16 protein-coding genes are annotated in these 17,613 nt (G+C 66.9%); 6 read left to right on the forward strand and 10 right to left on the reverse strand.

Features of this window, described 5'->3' with window-relative positions; all coding sequences use genetic code 11:
• Positions 1–154: 154 nt before the first annotated feature.
• The 8 genes from ACQR1F_RS15915 to ACQR1F_RS15950 form a co-directional block, all read right to left on the reverse strand.
• Positions 155–970: an ABC transporter permease gene (locus tag ACQR1F_RS15915; RefSeq protein WP_434873484.1), complete on the reverse strand. Its 816-nt coding sequence runs from the start codon at positions 968–970 to the stop codon at positions 155–157.
• On the reverse strand, positions 967–1,836 hold the full coding sequence (locus ACQR1F_RS15920; protein ID WP_316182820.1) for an ABC transporter permease: 870 nt from the start codon (positions 1,834–1,836) through the stop codon (positions 967–969). The genes ACQR1F_RS15915 and ACQR1F_RS15920 overlap by 4 nt, the downstream gene beginning before the upstream one ends.
• A gap of 4 nt (positions 1,837–1,840) precedes the next feature.
• Positions 1,841–2,887: an ABC transporter substrate-binding protein gene (locus ACQR1F_RS15925; protein WP_434894059.1), complete on the reverse strand. Its 1,047-nt coding sequence runs from the start codon at positions 2,885–2,887 to the stop codon at positions 1,841–1,843.
• 25 nt (positions 2,888–2,912) lie between these two features.
• Entirely contained in the window at positions 2,913–3,998 is a 1,086-nt protein-coding gene (locus ACQR1F_RS15930) for an ABC transporter ATP-binding protein (RefSeq protein WP_434913425.1), read from the reverse strand.
• Between the two features lie 149 nt (positions 3,999–4,147).
• Positions 4,148–4,897 (reverse strand): aspartate/glutamate racemase family protein, encoded by a 750-nt coding sequence (locus ACQR1F_RS15935; protein WP_316182822.1) that lies wholly within the window; start codon positions 4,895–4,897, stop codon positions 4,148–4,150.
• A 65-nt stretch (positions 4,898–4,962) separates the two neighbouring features.
• A complete protein-coding gene (locus ACQR1F_RS15940; protein ID WP_434913426.1) occupies positions 4,963–5,415 on the reverse strand; it encodes a DUF3429 domain-containing protein in 453 nt (150 codons plus the stop codon).
• Positions 5,416–5,419: 4 nt separating this feature from the next.
• On the reverse strand, positions 5,420–5,599 hold the full coding sequence (locus tag ACQR1F_RS15945) for a DUF2256 domain-containing protein (protein WP_316216693.1): 180 nt from the start codon (positions 5,597–5,599) through the stop codon (positions 5,420–5,422).
• A 194-nt stretch (positions 5,600–5,793) separates the two neighbouring features.
• Complete coding sequence (locus tag ACQR1F_RS15950) at positions 5,794–7,269, reverse strand: amidase (protein WP_434913427.1); 1,476 nt, start codon at positions 7,267–7,269, stop codon at positions 5,794–5,796.
• A 321-nt stretch (positions 7,270–7,590) separates the two neighbouring features.
• Between ACQR1F_RS15950 and ACQR1F_RS15955 the strand changes: the two genes are divergently transcribed.
• Genes ACQR1F_RS15955 through ACQR1F_RS15970 form a run of 4 tightly spaced genes read left to right on the forward strand, consistent with a single transcriptional unit; the run spans position 7,591 to position 13,480 of the window.
• A complete protein-coding gene (locus ACQR1F_RS15955; RefSeq protein ID WP_434913428.1) occupies positions 7,591–8,010 on the forward strand; it encodes a hypothetical protein in 420 nt (139 codons plus the stop codon).
• A 58-nt stretch (positions 8,011–8,068) separates the two neighbouring features.
• Positions 8,069–9,337: a divalent metal ion exporter subunit IhpA gene (ihpA, locus tag ACQR1F_RS15960; protein WP_434913429.1), complete on the forward strand. Its 1,269-nt coding sequence runs from the start codon at positions 8,069–8,071 to the stop codon at positions 9,335–9,337.
• Positions 9,334–10,320 carry a divalent metal ion exporter adaptor subunit IhpB gene (ihpB, locus tag ACQR1F_RS15965; protein ID WP_434863992.1) on the forward strand — a complete coding sequence of 329 codons (987 nt, stop codon included), beginning with the start codon at positions 9,334–9,336 and terminating at the stop codon, positions 10,318–10,320. Before ihpA ends, ihpB begins: the two co-directional genes overlap by 4 nt.
• A complete protein-coding gene (locus ACQR1F_RS15970; RefSeq protein WP_434913430.1) occupies positions 10,313–13,480 on the forward strand; it encodes an efflux RND transporter permease subunit in 3,168 nt (1,055 codons plus the stop codon). The genes ihpB and ACQR1F_RS15970 overlap by 8 nt, the downstream gene beginning before the upstream one ends.
• 60 nt (positions 13,481–13,540) lie before the next feature.
• Here ACQR1F_RS15970 and ACQR1F_RS15975 read toward each other — a convergent pair whose 3' ends face one another.
• Positions 13,541–14,107, reverse strand: coding sequence for a hypothetical protein (locus tag ACQR1F_RS15975; RefSeq protein ID WP_434863994.1), 567 nt, complete (start codon positions 14,105–14,107; stop codon positions 13,541–13,543).
• Between the two features lie 342 nt (positions 14,108–14,449).
• Between ACQR1F_RS15975 and ACQR1F_RS15980 the strand changes: the two genes are divergently transcribed.
• Entirely contained in the window at positions 14,450–14,764 is a 315-nt protein-coding gene (locus ACQR1F_RS15980) for a hypothetical protein (RefSeq protein ID WP_434913431.1), read from the forward strand.
• Between the two features lie 988 nt (positions 14,765–15,752).
• Positions 15,753–17,009 (forward strand): aminopeptidase, encoded by a 1,257-nt coding sequence (locus ACQR1F_RS15985; protein ID WP_434907463.1) that lies wholly within the window; start codon positions 15,753–15,755, stop codon positions 17,007–17,009.
• A 102-nt stretch (positions 17,010–17,111) separates the two neighbouring features.
• Here the strand turns inward: ACQR1F_RS15985 and ACQR1F_RS15990 are convergent, their stop codons facing one another.
• Entirely contained in the window at positions 17,112–17,576 is a 465-nt protein-coding gene (locus tag ACQR1F_RS15990) for a DUF4399 domain-containing protein (RefSeq protein ID WP_434913432.1), read from the reverse strand.
• Positions 17,577–17,613: the final 37 nt, after the last annotated feature.

Raw genomic sequence — 17,613 nt, forward strand, 5'->3', positions numbered from 1 at the left:
GGTTTCTCGCTTCTCCATGAGGTTGCTCTCCATGAACACGCTGACAGCATGTTCATGGTCCTGTGTGCAGCGGCCGCTCCGCCGCTTGACCCTCATGGTAAGGAGCGCCGCCTCGCGGCGCGTCTCGATCCATGAGGCCCCCGACCTCGCGCCACTAACCCGTCAGCCGCTTCGACAGTCCCGTCGTCCTCTCCATGATCGCCATCAGCGCGATCGTGGCGATGATCAGCACGCTCGACAGTGCAGCGATGGTGACGTCGAGCTTGCCTTCGAGGTCCTGCCACATCCGGATCGGCAGCATGTCGGTGGCGGCATCGCGCAGGAACAGCGACACCGGCACGTTGTCGAACGACGACATGAAGGCGATGAACGCGCCGGAGATGATGCCGGGGCGGATCAGCGGCAGCACGATGCGGCGGAACGTGTAGAGCCTGCTGGCACCGAGGATTGCCGAGCTTTCCAGCAAGGTCGGCTCGAGCTGGGCCAGGGCGGCGACGGTGTTGCGGACGACGTAGGGCACGCAGACGATGGTGTGGCCGATGACGAGTGTCAGCAGCGACACCGGCAGGCCGACCAGCGAGAAGAACATCAGCGCCGCAAGCCCGAAGGCGAGCGCGGGCAGCACCAGCGGCGACATGAACAAGGAGTCCAGGAGCTTTGCGGTCAGCGTCCTGGAGCGCGAGATCGCCAGCGCCGCGGCGACCCCGAGCACGATCGAGAGCCCGGTCGACCACAGCGCGACGACGAGGCTGTTGCGCGCGGCGAATTGCAGTTGCCAGGCGTTCCACAATTCGACGTACCAGCGCGTCGAATAACCGGGCGGCGGGAATTTCAGCGAGAAGCCGGACGTGAAGGAGACGATGACCACGACCAGCGACGGCGAGACGATCAGGATCAGCGCCATGATGGCAATGACCGTCATCACGATCTGGAAGCTCAGCGCTTCCCAGTTTTTTCGCCGCCTGCTCATCGCGCCTCTCCATAGCCGCGGGCACGCCGCCCGAGCATCGAGAACAGCGCGACGATGGCGAGCACCGCGAACAGGAAGATGATCGAGATCGCCGCCGCGAACGGCCAGTTCTGCAGGGTCGAAGCCTGCTGGTACAGATACATCGGCATGAACAGCATCTGGCCGCCGCCAACCAGCGACTGGGTGATGAAGGCGGTGATCGCCGCGGCATAGGTCAATGTGCAGCCGGCGATGATGCCGGGCATCGACAGCGGCAGCATCACCTTGAAGAAGGTGCGCCAGCTGCCGGCGCCGAGCGAGGCCGAGGCGTCGGAGAGGTTGGGATCGATGCGGCCGATCGCCGTGATAAGGGGCAGCACCATCAGCGGCATCTGCACCTGCGCAAGCGCGGCGATGAGCCCGCCTTGCGTGTAGATCATGCGCAGCGGCGTGCCGATCAACCCGAGTGATTGCAGAACGGAGTTGATGATGCCCTGCCGTCCCAGAATGACGATCCAGGCGAAGGTCCTGACCACGACGCTGGTGAGCAGCGGCAGCAGCACGATCATGATGATGAGCGTCTGCACCCGGCTGCCGGAGCGCTGGTACAGCCAGGCGATGGGATAGCCGAGTACGAGGCAGGCGAGCGTCACCTCGGCGCCGAGCAGCAAGGTCGAGCCGAGCACGGCGAGGCTGAAGGGGTCGGTCAGGAACTTGATGTACTGGCCGAGCCCCCACACCGTCGCCGCGGTGTCGTTGTGCAGCGAGAGAAAAAGAAGTTGCGCCAGCGGCAGCACGAAGAAGATGGCGAATGCCAGGCTCAGGGGCAGCGCAAGCCCCAGGCTGAAGCTGGTCACGTCTCCAGGCGCTGCCGTCGCGCTCTTCATTGCGTCAGATCTTGATGTCGCGGTTGAACTTCTCGATCCAGGACGCGCGCTGCTCGTTGATCTTCTTCCAGTCCTGGAACACGAACTTCTTCTTCAGCTCCGCGGTGTCCTTGGCCAGCACCTTTGCGATCTCGCCGGTCATCGCGACCTTGGTGTTGGTCGGCACGATCAGATAGGGCGGGTTCATCAGCGCCGTCTGCACCTCCGGCGACAGCGCCGCCTCGATCAGCTTGAAGGCGAGCTCCTTGTTCGGCGAGTTCTTGACGATGTGGATGGTGGTCTTGAAGGCGATGGCGCCTTCCTTCGGCGCCACGAACTCGACCGGCACGCCCCGGGCCTTCAGGATCTGGATGGCGTTGAAATTGCCGGGCGAGATGTCGATCTGGCCCTGCTGGAACAGGGTCGCCAGCGCGCCCGGATTGGCGGCGACGGCGGCGAGGTTCGGCTTCAGCTCCTCCAGCGCCTTGAAGCCCTCATCGACATTGGCCTCCGAGCCGCCGCGCATGCGCGCGATCTCGACCAGCCAGCCGGTGCCGAGCGTGGAGTTCAGATTGGTGATGCCGACCTTGCCCTTGAATTCGGGCTTCCACAGATCGGCCCACGACGTCGGCGGCGTCTTCACCGTCTCGGGATTGTAGGTGAGGCCGACGACCTGGAAGAACGGCGCCGGGCCCATGGCGTCCTGCGCTTCGGGAATCAGGTCCTTGAAATAGGCGCTCTTGTCGGCCGGGTAGGGCTCGACGAGATCCTGTCCGATCGCGACCAGCGCCGGACCGGGATCGTGCAGCATGACGTCGATCGGCGGATTGGCCTTGGCGGCGTTGACCTTGGCGATCTGGTCGACCGACAGCATCGGATCGAGCACGATCGCGGCATCAGCGTTGGCCTTGCGGAAGGCAGGGACGAGCACGGCTTTATGTGCTTCTTCCCAGCTTCCGGTGAAGGTCGCGAACACCAGCGGTCGCGCCTGCGCGAGGCTGAGACCGGGGAAGGCGTGCATGGCTCCCAGCGTCAACGCGCTGGTCAGGAGCCGGCGGCGGTCAAGCATCATGTTTCACTCCGATGTGTCGGTTGGTTCATTGGGGGAAGACGGTGGCGAGGCCCGGCGCGAGCGGCGCGACGCGCACCGGCGTGCCGGCCTCGCGCAAAGGCGTGGCGCCGGTGCGGGCCTGCGAAATCTTGATGCTCGATCCGTCGCGCGCCTTGATCTCATGGACCACCGTGGCGCCGAGCGGCAGCGCCATGCCGATCTCGCCGGCAAAGCCGGAGTCATCGCCGACGAAGGTGAGATGCTCGGGACGCAGGCAGACGGTGACCTTGTCGGAGGCACGGACCGGCTGCGGCGCTCGGGCGATGATCTCGCCGCCGGCCTCCAGCGCGACCTTGACGCCGTTAGCATCGGCCGTCACGACCACGCCCTTCATCTTGTTCGCGGTGCCGACGAAGCTGTTCACGAACAGCGTCTGCGGCTGGTCGTAGATCTCGGACGGTGTGCCGAACTGTTCGAGATGGCCATGGCTGAGCACCGCGACGCGATCGGCCATCGACAGCGCCTCCTCCTGGTCGTGGGTCACGATTAGCGTGGTCGTGCCGGCCATGCGCTGCAGCCGCTTGACCTCGATCTGCATGTCCAGCCGCAGATTCTTGTCGAGCGCGGCGAACGGCTCATCGAGCAGCAGGATCGACGGCTTGATCGCGAGCGCGCGCGCCAGCGCCACGCGCTGCTGCTGGCCGCCGGACAATTGTCGCGGCAGCCGCTCGCCGAACGGGCCGAGCTGCACCATGTCGAGCAGCCGCTGCGCCTCCTTGTTGCGCGTCGCCTTGTCGACGCCGCGCGCGGCGAGGCCGTAGCCGACATTCTCGGTGATCGAGAGATGCGGAAACAGCGCGTAGTTCTGGAACACGATGCCGACCGCGCGGCGATTGGGCGGCAGCGCGTCGACGACGTCGTTGCCGATGATGACACGTCCCTCGCTCTGGCCGATGAAGCCGGCGATGATGCGCAAAAGCGTGGTCTTGCCGCAGCCCGAGGGCCCGAGCAGGGCAATGATCTCGCCGCCTTTCACGTCGAGATTGATGTCGGAGACGGCGATCGTTCCGCTGGCGAAGCGGTGCGTGATCCGATCCAGAACGAGCGACTTGGCGTCCGATACGCTGGCCATGGGCTTCCTGCTCTATTCGTTTGAAAAAGCAAGAAGCGTGCCGCCTTTTCAGGCAGCGGCGGCGGCTTGTGTACAGAAGTGGAAGTGGGGGTAGGGGAGTAGGACGAGTTTCGCCCCGAGCGCCAGCTAACAACATTGGCTCGGCCCAACTATCCGTCGCGATGCTCCAGTCGCGCGGCCAAGGCCTCCGGCAGCCCCGTCGTCGGCTTCGCGGCCGGGCGGCGGAAGGTGCCGGCGGTGGCCTTGCGCATCCTCAGCGCCAGCAGTGCCTCGGCCTGCTTCACCGCCGCGATCACCTGGTCGACCACGGGCACGGGAATGCGGTGCGCGACGCGCGCGGCAAGGCCCGACAGCGGCGCGCCGGCAAAGATCAGCACGTCGGCATCGTTCTCCTCGACCGCGCGCAGCGCCAGCTCGACCAGCAGCTCTTCCTTCTCGTGCTGCACGTCGGAGATCTGCTTGAAGCTGCCGTCGAGCATGCGGATGCCGGCGCAGCGCTCCATCAGCCCGTGCATGCGCACGCACTCCTCGTACCAGGGGCCGAGCGCCTGCGCGAAAGTGACGATGGCAAAGCGCCGACCGGCCATGCAGGCCGTCAGCATCGCCGCTTCCGCAAGCCCGATCACCGGCACGTCGAACAGCTCGCGGGCCGCGAACAGGCCGGGATCGCCGAACGCGGCGATGATCGCGGCATCGAACGTGCCGTTGCGTTCTGCCAGCATCTCAAGCGCCACCGCGCCGCCGATCTGCGCCTCGGCGCGGGTGGCGATATAGGGTACGCCGCGCGGCGCGGTGCAGGGGATCAGCGTGGTGCCGGGCGCGGCGGCCTCGCGGCCGACCTGCAGCATCAGCTCGGTGATGTCGGTGCGGATGTTGGGATTGAGCAGCAGGATGTTCATGGCGCCTCGCGAGTGGATATGCGAGCTTGCCCGAGGGATTGCTGCGTTGTCCAGAACGGTGGCCGTCAGGGCGCGCCTTCGACCACGATGCCTATCAGCGTGGCAAGCAGAGAGAGGATCGCACCGATGCTGAGCAGCCGCCGCAGCTTCAGGAACCAGGCGCGCGGGTGGTCGCCGCCGAAGCTGTACTCATCGGAGACCTGCGCCGTCAGCAGCGCGACTGTGAGCAGCACCAAAGCGGGCAGCGGCGGCAGCAGCAGCGCGACCCAGCCGAGCAAAGAGGGCGTCACCCCCCAGCTCATGCGCGGCCAGCCTGCCAGGACCGGCGTCTGCACGGCGATGCCCCAATGGATCGCGCCGAGAAAGCTCACGACGACCGCGCCATAGCCGATCTGCGCGCGCAGCGCGGCCTGCCGGATCGGATCGTCACCTGCGATCGCCAACACCGCGAGGCCCGCGAACGGAATCAGCCCGGCGAGGCCGAGAATGCGTATCGGAGCGGGGACGCCGGACATCATGATGCTAGCCTTCTCGGCACTTGGCGACCGCAGTGGAGGTCCGGCCGCGGTCGGATCGGCAGCGGTCCGAACAGTATTTCACCTCGTCCCAGTCGCGTGCCCATTTGCGCCGCCACGCGAACGGGCGGCCGCACGCAGCGCATATCCTGGTCGGCAAGTCGGCCTTGCGCCGCATCTTCGGCATGGCGTCACCACGGGACCGGCGTGCCGCGCCGGGGCAGGGCCGCATCCGCTGCTGCCTTGCCGGAGCGCGTCGCGATCCGTTCGCCCATCATGTTCGTCCTCGCCGACCAGTGCGCGGCGCCGGCTCCGGCCGGCACCATCCACGCTGGGCAACGATCGACGGGCAACGACGGATCAGTGGCCCGTGGTCGCGGCTCAGGCTTTGGTCACGTGCACGGCGGGTGTCGCACCGCCGTTCCACTTGCCCTCGATCGCGCGCTCGATCTGGGCCGCGAGCTGCAGCAGCAGGCCGTCGTCGGCCTGCTTGCCGATCGCCTGGATGCCGAGCGGCAGGCCGTGCTCGTTGGTCGCGAGCGGCAGCGAGATCGCGGGGATGCCGCAGAGATTGGCGAGCGGCGTGAACGCGAAGTTGCGCCACAGGTTCTCGAACCAGTCGAGCACGGACGGATTGTCGCTGATGGTCAGATATTCGGTGGTGCCGATCTTCGGCGTCGGCAGCGCGGTGATCGGGGTCAGGATGATGTCCCAGTCCTCGAAGAAGGCACCGAAGGCGCGCGACGTCGTGTTGAACACCGCCTGCATCGCCGCGCGCTCGGCGAAGCTCGTATCGCGACCCGCTTCCCAGATGCGGATGTTGATCGGCTCGATCAGCTCGGCCGGCGGCCGCTCGAGCTTGCGCTGCGCCAGCAGGTTGTTGATGACGATCGCGAAGTTGGAGATGTAGCAGGTCGTCTGCGCGGCGAACGCGGCGCGATAATCGACGTCCGGCAGCGCGTAGCCGACGTGATGGCCGAGGCCTTCCAGGAACTTGCCGACGCGCGCCAGCTCGGCCGCGATGTGCGGCGTGGCGCGATAGTCGCCCCATTGATGCGACAGCGCGATTTTCAGCTTGCCGGGATCGCGCTTGATCAGCTCGACATACGGCTCCGGCGTGGTCCAGTACGGCATGAACTCACCCGGCGCGCCGCCGCGGCAATGGTCGACGAACGCCGCGGTGTCGCGCACGCTGCGCGACTGGCAGCCCTGGATCGAGACCAGCCCGGAGAGATCCGACAGATGCGGCGCGATCGAGAACACGCCGCGCGAGACCTTCAGCCCGATATTGCCGTTGACGCCGGCGGGAATCCGGATCGAGCCGCCGCCATCGGTCGCATGCGCGATCGGCACGACGCCGGCGGCGACCATCGCCGCGCTGCCGGCCGACGAGCCGCAGGTCGTGTAGTCCGTATTCCAGGGATTACGCGTGACGTAGACGGCCGGGTTCTCCGCCGAGCTGCAGACGCCGAACTCCGGCGTCGTGGTGCGCCCCATCAGGTTGAGGCCGGCCTTGCGCATCTTCCCCGTGAGATGCGTGTCGGCGGCGGGGCGGTTGCCGCGCATGTAGAGCGAGCCCTGCTCCTGCAGCCGCCCAGCCATGGTCGGTCCGAGATCCTTCATCAGGAACGGCAGGCCGGCGAAAGCGCCGTCGGCATTGGCGCCCGCCTTGATGGGATCTTCGACGGCGTCGGCAAAGACCTCGACCACGCCCGACAGCGCGGGATCGACCTTGGCAATGCCTTCAGCGGCCTGCCGCGCCAGCTCCGCCGCCGTCAGTTCGCCATTGCGAACGCGCGCCGCCAGCGCCATGCCATCATGCCGGGCCCACTCGTCCCAGCTCATCGCCAACGTCATCTGTCTTCCGATCTTTCGCGCGGCGCATCGCGTGTTCGATGAGTTCGCGCCTTGCATGTTCCGCGACGCGAACCTTAGTTTGCGAAGGCGGCGAGTCAATCAAGCACGCTGCATGCCGCCAATACGGCGCGCTCATGCGCCACGGCTTACCGGTGATCGCACAGGTCCACGCGCGTTCCGGAAATCGGCACTCGTGCAGGCTTGGGCCGATCGCGGGCGGACGCGCGCGATGCACATATGGGTCTGCCGAGCGTCGTGCTCGCCTGCGCGATCCTCGTGCCTGCGCTCGGCGCCAGATGAGTGGTTCCGCTTGTTACATTGTTGCTGATCGACAACCGTGCCGGCCACATGCTATCCGCTGGCCGAACAGGGGGCGCGGTGCGCATCATAGGCCAGCGATATCTCACGAGCCGTCCGCGCATGCTGCGCCGGATCGCGGCTGCTTGCCTGATGCTCGCCTATGTCCTCGCGGGGGCGCTGCACGGCGCCTGCGACATCGACGTTGCCCATCCCTTTGCCGGCAAGCCGGAGATCGCGTCGCTGCTCGACAGAACAGGCCACACCGATCAGCGCGGCGTCGCCGACCATCATTGCCATGGCTGCTTCTCGGTGGCCGTGCCGCAGCCGCAGCTCGCCGCCGTCCCGGCCGAGATCGTGGCCGCAGCCCGCTGGGCCGTTCCGCTGCCTGGTACCGCCGTCAAGTCCGAGTCCGACTCTCCACCGCCAAGACACCTGAGCTGACGCAACGTGCCGGACGGCCGACGCCGTCCATCCTTGCCCGTCCAGACAGGTTCATCTCATGCCATTCCCCGGGATGGCTGCGCGCGTCATCGGCGCCGCAGCCCTGCTCGCTCTGTCCGTGCACGCCGCCGCGGCGCAGACGCTGACCCTCCGCGCGGCGCTGTCGCGCGCGCTCGCCGCCAATCCACGGCTGTCCGCCGCCGACCGCGACATCGGCGTCGCTTCCGGCCAGCGGCTGCAGGCCGGCGCGCTGCTCAATCCGGAGCTGTCCTACGAGCAGGACAATTCATTCGGCTCGGGTCCGTATCGCGGCACGCGATCGGCCGAGACCACCTTGCAGATCAGCCAGGCGTTCGAATGGTTCGGCAAGCGCGACGCGCGCATCGCCGCCGGCCAGGCCGGCGTACGGGTCGCCGAGATTCAGCGCCAAGCGGTGCGGCTGGAAGTGCTGTCGGAGACCGCGATCGCCTTCGTGACGGTGCTCGCCACGCAGCGGCGCATCCAGATCCTGGACGATCAGGTCGCAGCGCTCGATCGCCTGACGCCGCTGCTGCGCCGTCGCGTCGAGGCCGGCGCGTCGTCGCCGGCGGAGACCGGCCGCGCCGAGGTCGCCTCGGCGCTGGTGCGGGCCGATCGCGAGCGCGTCAAGGCGACGCTGTCGAGCGCGCGCCGCGAGCTCGCCGTGCTGATCGGCGACAGCTCGGCGAAGCTTCCGGCCGTCACCGGTCGTTTCGACGCGACCGGCCAGCCGCCGGCGTTCCAGACCGTGATCGCGGCCATCGATGCCAATCCGCAGCTCGTCCGCTGGACCGCGGTCTACGCGCAGCGCAATGCCGAGCTGCTGCTGGCCCGGCTCAAGCCCTATCCCGACGTCCGCATCGGTGCCGGATGGCGGCACTTCAACGACACCCAGGATGATGCCGTCAGGCTCAGCGTCTCCGTGCCGATCCCGGTGTTCGACCAGAACCAGGGCAACATCCTCTCGGCGCAGGAAAGCCTCGCCAAGACCGAAGCCGAGCGCAAGGCCAACCGCAACGCGCTGCTGGTGATCGCCGGCCGCGCCTACGATTCGCTGCAAGGCTCGCTGCGCGAATTGTCCGTGCTGCGCGAGATCGCAATCCCGAAGGCGCAGGAGGCCGCCGACGAGATCGCGCAGGGCTACAGCGCCGGTCGCTTCTCTTTGCTCGAAGTGCTGGACGCACAGGCGAGCGTGGCACAGGCGCGGCTGCGCGAGCAGGAGGCGCTGCAGAACATCCATGTCGCCGTGGCGACGATCGAAGGCCTGGTCGGCCGTCCCTTCACCCTGGCACGGGAGACCGCGCGATGAGACCATTCACCGTCATCCTGATTGCCGTCCTCGCCGCCGCGGCCGGCGCCGGCGCATCGCGCCTGCTGGGCGAGGCGGAGCCGCATGCCGACGCAACGGTCGGCCATGCCGATCATGCCGAGAAGGCGGCGCCGAAGGATCATGTCGAGCAGGACGAACATGGCGCCGACCGCATCCGCATCAGCGACGTGAAGCTCGCCGCGGCCGGCGTCGCGCTCGCCGAAGCCGGACCCGCGACCTTGTCGGATACGCTATCGTTCAACGGCGTGCTGCGCGCCAACCAGGAAGCATTGGTGCAGGTGACGCCGCGCTTTCCCGGCATCGTCCGTGCCATCAAGAAGCGCATCGGCGACACCGTCGCCAAGGACGAGCTGCTCGCCGCGATCGAGAGCAATCAGAGCCTGACGGCGTATGATCTCAAGGCGCCGATCGGCGGCACCATCATCGACCGCCAGATCTCGCTCGGCGAATACGCCTCCGAGCAGAAGCCGGCCTTCGTGGTCGCCGATCTCTCCACGATCTGGGTCGACCTGTCGATCTACCGCCAGGATCTCCGGCGCGTCCGCCTCGACGACGAGGTGCTGATCGACCCCGATGACGGCCGCGGCGCGATCCGCGGCCACGTCTCCTACATCGCGCCGGTCGGCGCCAGCGAAACGCAGACCGCGCTCGCCCGCGTCGTGCTGGCCAATCCCGACGGCCGGCTGCGTCCGGGCCTGTTCGTCACTGCGCGGCTGGTTCTGGCCAAGCGCAGCGTCGCCGTGGCGGTCCGCGCCAGCGCGATCCAGACCCTGGAGAACAAGACCGTCGTGTTCGTGCGCGAGGAGGGCGACAAGATCGAGGCGCGTCCCGTCGCGCTCGGCGAATCGGATCCGACCTATGTCGAAATCCGTGACGGTCTCTCTGCCGGCGAACACTACGTCGCCGAGAACAGCTTTGTGGTGAAGGCGGAGATGGGCAAGGGGGAGGCCGAGCATGATTGACGCGATCCTCGCCTTCGCCGTGCGCCAGCGTTGGCTGGTGCTGCTCGTCGCGCTCGCTGCGGCCGGATTCGGCGCCTGGAATTTCACCCGGCTGCCGATCGACGCCGTGCCCGATATCACCAACGTGCAGGTGCAGATCAACACCAAGGCGCCCGGCTACTCGCCGCTCGAGACCGAGCAGCGCATCACCTTCCCGGTCGAGACCGCGATGGGCGGCCTGCCGAAGCTGGACTACACCCGCTCGCTGTCGCGCTATGGGCTGAGCCAGGTCACCGTCGTGTTCCAGGACGGCACCGACATCTATTTCGCGCGCCAGCTTGTCAACGAGCGCATCCAGCAGATCAAGGACCAGCTGCCGCCCGGCGTCGAGGTGGCGATGGGACCGCTCTCGACCGGGCTCGGCGAGATCTTCATGTATGCGGTCGAAGCCAGGCCCGGCGCCAAGATGCCTGACGGCGCGGACTACTCGCCGACGGATCTGCGCACCATTCAGGACTGGATCATCCGGCCGCAACTGCGCGGCGTGCAGGGCGTGATCGAGGTCAACACCATCGGCGGCTTCGAGCGCCAGTTCCACGTGCTGCCCGATCCCGGCCGTCTCATGGCCTACAAGATCAGCTTCCGCGACGTCATCGCCGCGCTGGCCTCCAACAACGCCAATGTCGGCGCCGGCTACATCGAGCGCAATGGCGAGCAATATCTGGTGCGCGCGCCCGGCCAGGTCGGCAGCGCCGCCGAGCTCAAGGACATCGTGATCGGCGCCCGCGGCGGCACGCCGGTGCGCATCGGCGACGTCGCCGAGGTCAACGAAGGGCGCGACCTGCGCACGGGGGCGGCGACGCTCAACGGCGACGAGACGATCCTGGGCACGGCGATGCTCCTGATCGGCGAGAACAGCCGCGCCGTTGCGCGGCGCGTCGCGGCCCGGCTCGACGACATCGCGAAGTCGCTGCCGGAGGGCGTGGTCACGCGCACGCTCTATGACCGCACCCATCTGGTCGAAGCGACGATCCGCACCGTGGAGAAGAACCTGGTCGAAGGCGCCGCGCTGGTCGTCGTCGTGCTGTTCCTGCTGCTCGGCAACATCCGGGCCGCACTGGTCACAGCCTGCATCATCCCGCTGTCGATGGCGATGACCATCACCGGCATGGTCGAGAGCAGGGTCAGCGCCAACCTGATGAGTCTCGGCGCGATCGATTTCGGCATCATCGTCGATGGCGCCGTCATCATCGTCGAGAACTGTCTGCGGCTGCTGGCGCAGGCGCAGCATCGCAAGGGCGGGCTGCTCACGACCGCCGAGCGGTTGCAGACCATCGTCAGCGGCGCGCGCGAGGTGATCGGCCCGAGCCTGTTCGGCACCGGCATCATCGCCGTGGTCTATCTGCCGGTGCTGACCCTGACCGGCGTCGAGGGCAAGATGTTCACGCCGATGGCGCTGACGGTGCTGATGGCGCTCGGCGCCGCCGTGCTGTTCTCGATCACCTTCGTGCCGGCGGCGGTCGCGATCTTCGTCACCGGCAAGGTCTCCGAGCAGGAGAATCTCGTCATGCGCGGTGCGCGACGGATCTACGCGCCGCTGCTGCGCGGCGTGATCGCGCACCGCCTGATGGTCGCGGCGGTCGCCGTGATGATCGTCGCGGCGAGCGGCTTTGCCGCGACGCGCATGGGCGGCGAGTTCATCCCGAGCCTCGACGAGGGCGATGTCGCGCTTGCGGCGTTGCGCATCCCGGGAACGAGCCTGACCCTCTCGGTCGACCTGCAGAAGGCGCTGGAGGCGCGGCTGCGGCTGATACCCGAAGTGAAGGACGTCTTCACCCGCATCGGCACGGCGGAGGTGGCGACCGATCCAATGGCGCCGTCGCAGGGCGACGGCTACATCATGCTGAAGCCGCGCCAGGAATGGCCCGACCCGGCGAAGCCGAAGGCGCAGCTCGTCGCCGAGATCGAGGCGGCGGCCGACGAGATCCCCGGCAGCAACTACGAGATTTCGCAGCCGATCCAGTTGCGTTTCAACGAGCTGATCTCCGGCGTGCGCAGCGACGTCGGCATCAAGATCTTCGGCGACGACCTCGACATCCTGCAGGGTGCCGCGCGCCAGGTCGAAGCCGCGATCCGCGGCGTCAATGGCGCCACCGACGTCAAGACCGAGCAGGTCGCGGGACTGCCGATCCTGACCGTCAGGATCGACCGCCAAGCGCTGTCGCGTTACGGCCTCAGCGTGGCCGAGGTGCAGAGCGTGGTGGAGATCGCGATCGGCGGCAAGGCCGCCGGGAAGCTGTTCGACGGCGACCGCCGCTTCGACATCGTCGTCCGGCTCCCCGAGCGTCTGCGCGGCAATCTCGATGCGATCCGCGCGATCCCGATTCCGCTGCCGGCGGGTGAGGAGGCGAATGCCGCGCCGCTGCGCACCGCGTTCTCCTCGGTCGCACAGCCGCGCTACGTGCCGCTGTCGTCGGTGGCCGCGGTCGCCTCGGCGCCGGGCCCGAACCAGGTCAGCCGCGAGAACGGCAAGCGGCGGATCGTCGTGTCGGCCAATGTTCGCGCCCGCGACCTCGGCTCGTTCGTGACCGAGGCGCAAGCCGCCGTTGCCGAGAAGGTCAAGCTGCCGCCGGGCTATTGGATCGGCTGGGGCGGGCAGTTCGAGCAACTGGTGTCGGCGACCAAGCGTCTCACGATCGTGGTGCCGATCGCGCTGGCGCTGGTGTTCCTGCTGCTGTTCATGAGCATGAGCTCGTTCGCCGACGCCGCGCTGGTGTTCTCCGGCGTGCCATTGGCGCTGACCGGCGGCATCGCCGCGCTGCTGCTGCGCGGCCTGCCGCTGTCGATCTCGGCCGGCGTCGGCTTCATCGCGCTGTCAGGCGTCGCCGTGCTCAACGGTCTCGTCATCATCGCCTTCATCGAACGGCTGCGCCAGGAGGGGCGCTCCGTCCGCGCGGCGGTGGAGGAGGGCGCGCTGGCGCGATTGCGGCCGGTGCTGATGACGGCGCTCGTCGCCTCGCTCGGCTTCGTGCCGATGGCGATCGCGACCGGCGCCGGCGCCGAGGTCCAGCGCCCGCTCGCCACTGTCGTGATCGGCGGCATCATCTCGTCGACGGTGCTGACGCTGCTGGTGCTGCCGGCGCTGTACGTGCTGTTCAGACGCGAGGCGCGGAGCGTGTAGGCGGAAGCGGCATGCAGTTCGCGACTTCGTAGCTGCATGCCGCGCGCGCTGGCGTCGAACCTAGTTGAAGGCCATCGGCGCCGCGCTGGCCATCCAGCCGTCCGGCCGCGCGTTGCGGGCGAGCCGCTGATATCTCGGCGCACGGGCTTCGCGCGTGACACGCGCCGCTGCGCCGAACATCGTGGAACCGCCCGTCGGGTTCACGATCGTGTAGCCGGCAATCGAGCGCGGATGCTCGCGGGTGACGTGACCGCCGGAATTGCCGTCGTGCACATACCAGATGTTGCCCGCGACCTGCTGCTGCAGGATCATGACGTGGCCGGAGCGGACCGCCGCCATGCCCGGTGCGGGAGCCGCGCGTGGAAAGCGACGCCAGTTGGATGCGAGATTCAACTCGGGAATGACCCGGCCGAACGTATAGAGCGACGCTTCGCAGCCACAGAAGGCATGCGGGCATCCCGACGGCCGGCCACCGACAACGCGGCCCTCGCCGGGGATCGAGGCCATGGCGTTCATGAAGGAGTGATGGTGACGGTACGAGTAGTGATGATGATGGTGACGAGGACGCGCCTCGGCTTGAACGGAGAGAGCCAGCAATGCGGCGACGACAATAACAACGCGGTACATTTGGAGGACTCCTGTACGCTGTGAAATCCCCCTGCCGCGCGCCAATCAACCTCTAAACATGTCCTCAAAGTGACCGAATCCCCTGTGAGCCATGCATTTGCGCGACAGCGCTGTCCGGTCATCCCGGTTCCAATTCATGAGGAGTGATTGACTCTCGATGTCGAGGATGACTCACAAACAGTCGAGTGTTCCGCGTGGGAAGACCATGCTACCTACTAACAATGCGGCGACCGAGGCGGGCCTTCAGTCGTCCTGATAGCTGCAAGGATGCAGTCGGTATAAGTAACATCCTCCACGCGTGCGGCGCTCTTGGACATTCCAGCGCACTCATAGGAGATCGTCATGACCACGTTCCGCGGCAGTTGCCTCTGCGGCCGGGTCGGCTTCGAGGTCGATGGGCCGTTCGACAAATTCCTCAATTGCCATTGCTCGCCAGCCGGCGGCTTCGATGAGCCGCTCGGCACCGTTCCCGATCGCCACGTGCACTGGGCGTCACGTGCCGACTGGTACGTCGATGGTGGTGGGCTGCGTGTCGACGACTGGCGCGATCGAGAACGCCGCCCGTCGGGCGACTCATGTCGTTGGGCTGTGATGAACAGGCCTGTTCCTGCTCCTGATCTGCTCGATCGCCGCTGCGTCTGGAGACTGATTTCCTGAGCACGTTCAGGCCGATTTGGGCTGTCCAGTCCCGGCAGAAAAAATATCCTGCTTGGCGGTTTCGGAAAATCATGATTGTTTGTCGCTGTCCCGCCTCATCGACGAGGGGCGTATCGCGGTCGTCACGACACGTGGAGGCGGGATGTGATGGGCGGGCCGGTTTGCAGCGTGGTCATTCGCGCGGACGAACAACATCGGCTCGCACGGTCAAGTCGCGTGGTCCTGATACTCCGATGCCAGTATCAAGCCTGCGTTGGCGCCAATGGCGCCGCGTGGGTGACGGTGACCAAAAAGCCCGGCGCACCGGGGAGAACGCGAAGCAGCCGTAAAGCCATCGCGCAGGGAGGGCCGGATCATCCGGCTGGACCTGTGGTACCTGCCGCCTGCATTTTTTGAGCAGGCGGGCCACGGGCCTCAGTCGAGGTCCGGCCTTCCCTGCACCCTTTCGTTTGAAGAGGGTGAGACCACTGTATCACTCGGACGCGTGGGGCGCCGCGAGGCTATGGACGCACATCTCCATATGCCGCTCAAAATTGTTGATCACGACGCGCCACTGGCTCAGTGCCGACCCTCCCCCTCCAGGGCAGGGCTATCGCATATGGAGATACAGGGCCATCGCGATGAACGATTCTGCAGGTTAGTTACTCCGTCATGCCCGCCTTGCCCGGGCATCCACGTCGTTCTCAGCATGATGACGCGGAGAGAGGTAAGCGCAAAACCTCGATCGCCATATGTGATAGCCCTGCCCTCCGAGGGAGAGCGGCACCGAGCTCGCGGCTCAGCTTTGGAAAGCGACGGGTGCGGACCCACAGGGCCGTTTTGAGGTGTCAGCCATGTCTCCGAACGCCTTCACGGCAGTTGTCAGCGCCATGCTCGGCGGCGACAAGGGCGGAGAGGCGATGCCGGAGTCGCCCCCGTTCGCCATTGACCGCCCGACCGTTTGGCCTATCTCTTCAACACCGCAAAGAAACGGAACTGGACACCCCTGATGACCGCACATGTCAGCAACTTCGATGCCGCCATCGATCCCGTGAAGCTCGACCGCCTGGCCGAGGTCGCGGTGAAGGTCGGCTTGCAGCTTCGGCCCGGTCAGGATCTGCTGCTGACCGCGCCGTCGGTGGCGCTGCCGCTGGTGCGCAAGGTCGCCGAGCACGCCTACAAGGCCGGCGCGGGGATCGTGACGTCGTTCTTCTCCGACGAGGAGCTGACCTTGGCGCGCTATCGTTTCGGCCATGACAACAGCTTCGATCGCGCCGCCGACTGGCTCTATCAGGGCATGGCCAAGGCGTTCTCGGAGAACACCGCGCGGCTCGCCATCGTCGGCGACAATCCGATGCTGCTGTCCGGCCAGGATCCGGCCAAGGTGGCGCGCGCCAGCAAGGCCAACTCCAAGGCCTATCAGCCGGCGCTGGAGAAGATCACGAATTTCGAGACCAACTGGAACATCATCGCCTATCCGAGCCTCTCCTGGGCCAAGCTGGTCTTCCCGGATGTCCCGGAAGAGGTCGCGGTGGCGAAGCTCGCGGACGCGATCTTCGCGGCGTCGCGCGTCGATCGCGAGGATGCGGTGTCGGCCTGGGAGCGCCACAACGCGGTGCTGCGCGAGCGCACCGAATGGCTCAACGGCCAGCGCTTCAGTGCGCTGCATTACACCGGACCCGGCATGGACCTGACGATCGGTCTCGCCGACGGCCATGAATGGGAGGGCGGCGCCTCGACCGCCAAGAACGGCATCACCTGCAATGCCAACATCCCGACCGAGGAAGTGTTCACGACGCCGCATTGCCGTCGCGTGTCGGGTCACGTCGTCAGCTCCAAGCCGCTGTCCTATCAGGGCACGCTGATCGACAACATCCAGGTGAAGTTCGAGGAGGGCCGCATCGTCGAGGCCAAGGCCTCGAAGGGCGAGGAAGTGCTGAACAAGGTGCTCGACACCGACGAGGGCGCGCGCCGGCTCGGCGAAGTCGCGCTGGTGCCGCACTCGTCGCCGATCTCCAAGAGCGGCCTGTTGTTCTACAACACGCTGTTCGACGAGAACGCCGCCTCGCACATCGCGCTCGGCCAGTGCTACTCGAAGTGCTTCGTCAACGGAACGTCGCTGTCGCCGCAGCAGATCGCCGCCCAGGGCGGCAACCAGAGCCTGATCCACATCGACTGGATGATCGGCTCGGCCGACACCGACATCGACGGCCTCCATGAAGACGGCCGCCGCGTCCCGGTGTTCCGCAAGGGCGAGTGGGCTTGAAGGGCGAGTGGGCCTGACGCATGACGGGCCGGCGCCACGTGCACCGGCCCGAAGCGGGCCGCGAGCAGTGCTCGCGGCGGGGCCGTCGTCGATCGAACGGTCCTACTGCTTGGCGCTGCCGGTGGTGGCCTGCACGTCGATCGTGATCCGTTCCGACATGACCGGCTTGTTGTGCGGGATATGGCTCCAGTCGCCGAGCACGAGCTGCAAGGTATGTTTGCCCGGCGTGAGATTGACCGAGGCTTCGGTCTGGCCCTTGCCGAAATGCACGTGGCCGGCATCGACCGGGATCGCCTCGTTGAGTGCGTCGCCCTCGAGCGCGGGCGCGTCGATCAGCAGATGGTGGTGGCCGGTGTTGGGAGCCTCGGTGCCGGACGGCGCGACGCCCATGCCGGACAGGCCGAAGCGGATCAGGACCGGCGAGGAGACGGTGTCGCCGTCCTTCAGGTTGATGAAGTAGGCCTTGGCGTTGTCGGGGGCGGGCGTTTCGCCCGCCATGACGAGGCTGTTGGTTGCAAGTGTGGCAGCGGACAGCGTAAGGGCGAGTGCGAGGCTCAGTCGGCGCATCCTGGGAAATCCTTATCTCTGCGAAGGCGGCAAATCT

Source organism: Bradyrhizobium sp. HKCCYLS3013 (assembly GCF_051167615.1).
Lineage (GTDB): Bacteria > Pseudomonadota > Alphaproteobacteria > Rhizobiales > Xanthobacteraceae > Bradyrhizobium.

Bases quoted from the DNA above. Each gene is read 5' to 3' on its own strand.
- ACQR1F_RS15985 (WP_434907463.1), top strand. From the start codon at position 15,753: ATGACCGCACATGTCAGCAACTTCGATGCCGCCATCGATCCCGTGAAG.
- ihpB (WP_434863992.1), top strand. From the start codon at position 9,334: ATGAGACCATTCACCGTCATCCTGATTGCCGTCCTCGCCGCCGCGGCC.
- ACQR1F_RS15970 (WP_434913430.1), top strand. From the start codon at position 10,313: ATGATTGACGCGATCCTCGCCTTCGCCGTGCGCCAGCGTTGGCTGGTG.
- ACQR1F_RS15935 (WP_316182822.1), bottom strand. From the start codon at position 4,897: ATGAACATCCTGCTGCTCAATCCCAACATCCGCACCGACATCACCGAG.
- ACQR1F_RS15945 (WP_316216693.1), bottom strand. From the start codon at position 5,599: ATGCCGAAGATGCGGCGCAAGGCCGACTTGCCGACCAGGATATGCGCT.
- ACQR1F_RS15990 (WP_434913432.1), bottom strand. From the start codon at position 17,576: ATGCGCCGACTGAGCCTCGCACTCGCCCTTACGCTGTCCGCTGCCACA.
- ACQR1F_RS15980 (WP_434913431.1), top strand. From the start codon at position 14,450: ATGACCACGTTCCGCGGCAGTTGCCTCTGCGGCCGGGTCGGCTTCGAG.
- ACQR1F_RS15925 (WP_434894059.1), bottom strand. From the start codon at position 2,887: ATGATGCTTGACCGCCGCCGGCTCCTGACCAGCGCGTTGACGCTGGGA.
- ACQR1F_RS15915 (WP_434873484.1), bottom strand. From the start codon at position 970: ATGAGCAGGCGGCGAAAAAACTGGGAAGCGCTGAGCTTCCAGATCGTG.
- ACQR1F_RS15940 (WP_434913426.1), bottom strand. From the start codon at position 5,415: ATGATGTCCGGCGTCCCCGCTCCGATACGCATTCTCGGCCTCGCCGGG.
- ACQR1F_RS15975 (WP_434863994.1), bottom strand. From the start codon at position 14,107: ATGTACCGCGTTGTTATTGTCGTCGCCGCATTGCTGGCTCTCTCCGTT.
- ACQR1F_RS15950 (WP_434913427.1), bottom strand. From the start codon at position 7,269: ATGACGTTGGCGATGAGCTGGGACGAGTGGGCCCGGCATGATGGCATG.
- ACQR1F_RS15920 (WP_316182820.1), bottom strand. From the start codon at position 1,836: ATGAAGAGCGCGACGGCAGCGCCTGGAGACGTGACCAGCTTCAGCCTG.
- ACQR1F_RS15930 (WP_434913425.1), bottom strand. From the start codon at position 3,998: ATGGCCAGCGTATCGGACGCCAAGTCGCTCGTTCTGGATCGGATCACG.
- ihpA (WP_434913429.1), top strand. From the start codon at position 8,069: ATGCCATTCCCCGGGATGGCTGCGCGCGTCATCGGCGCCGCAGCCCTG.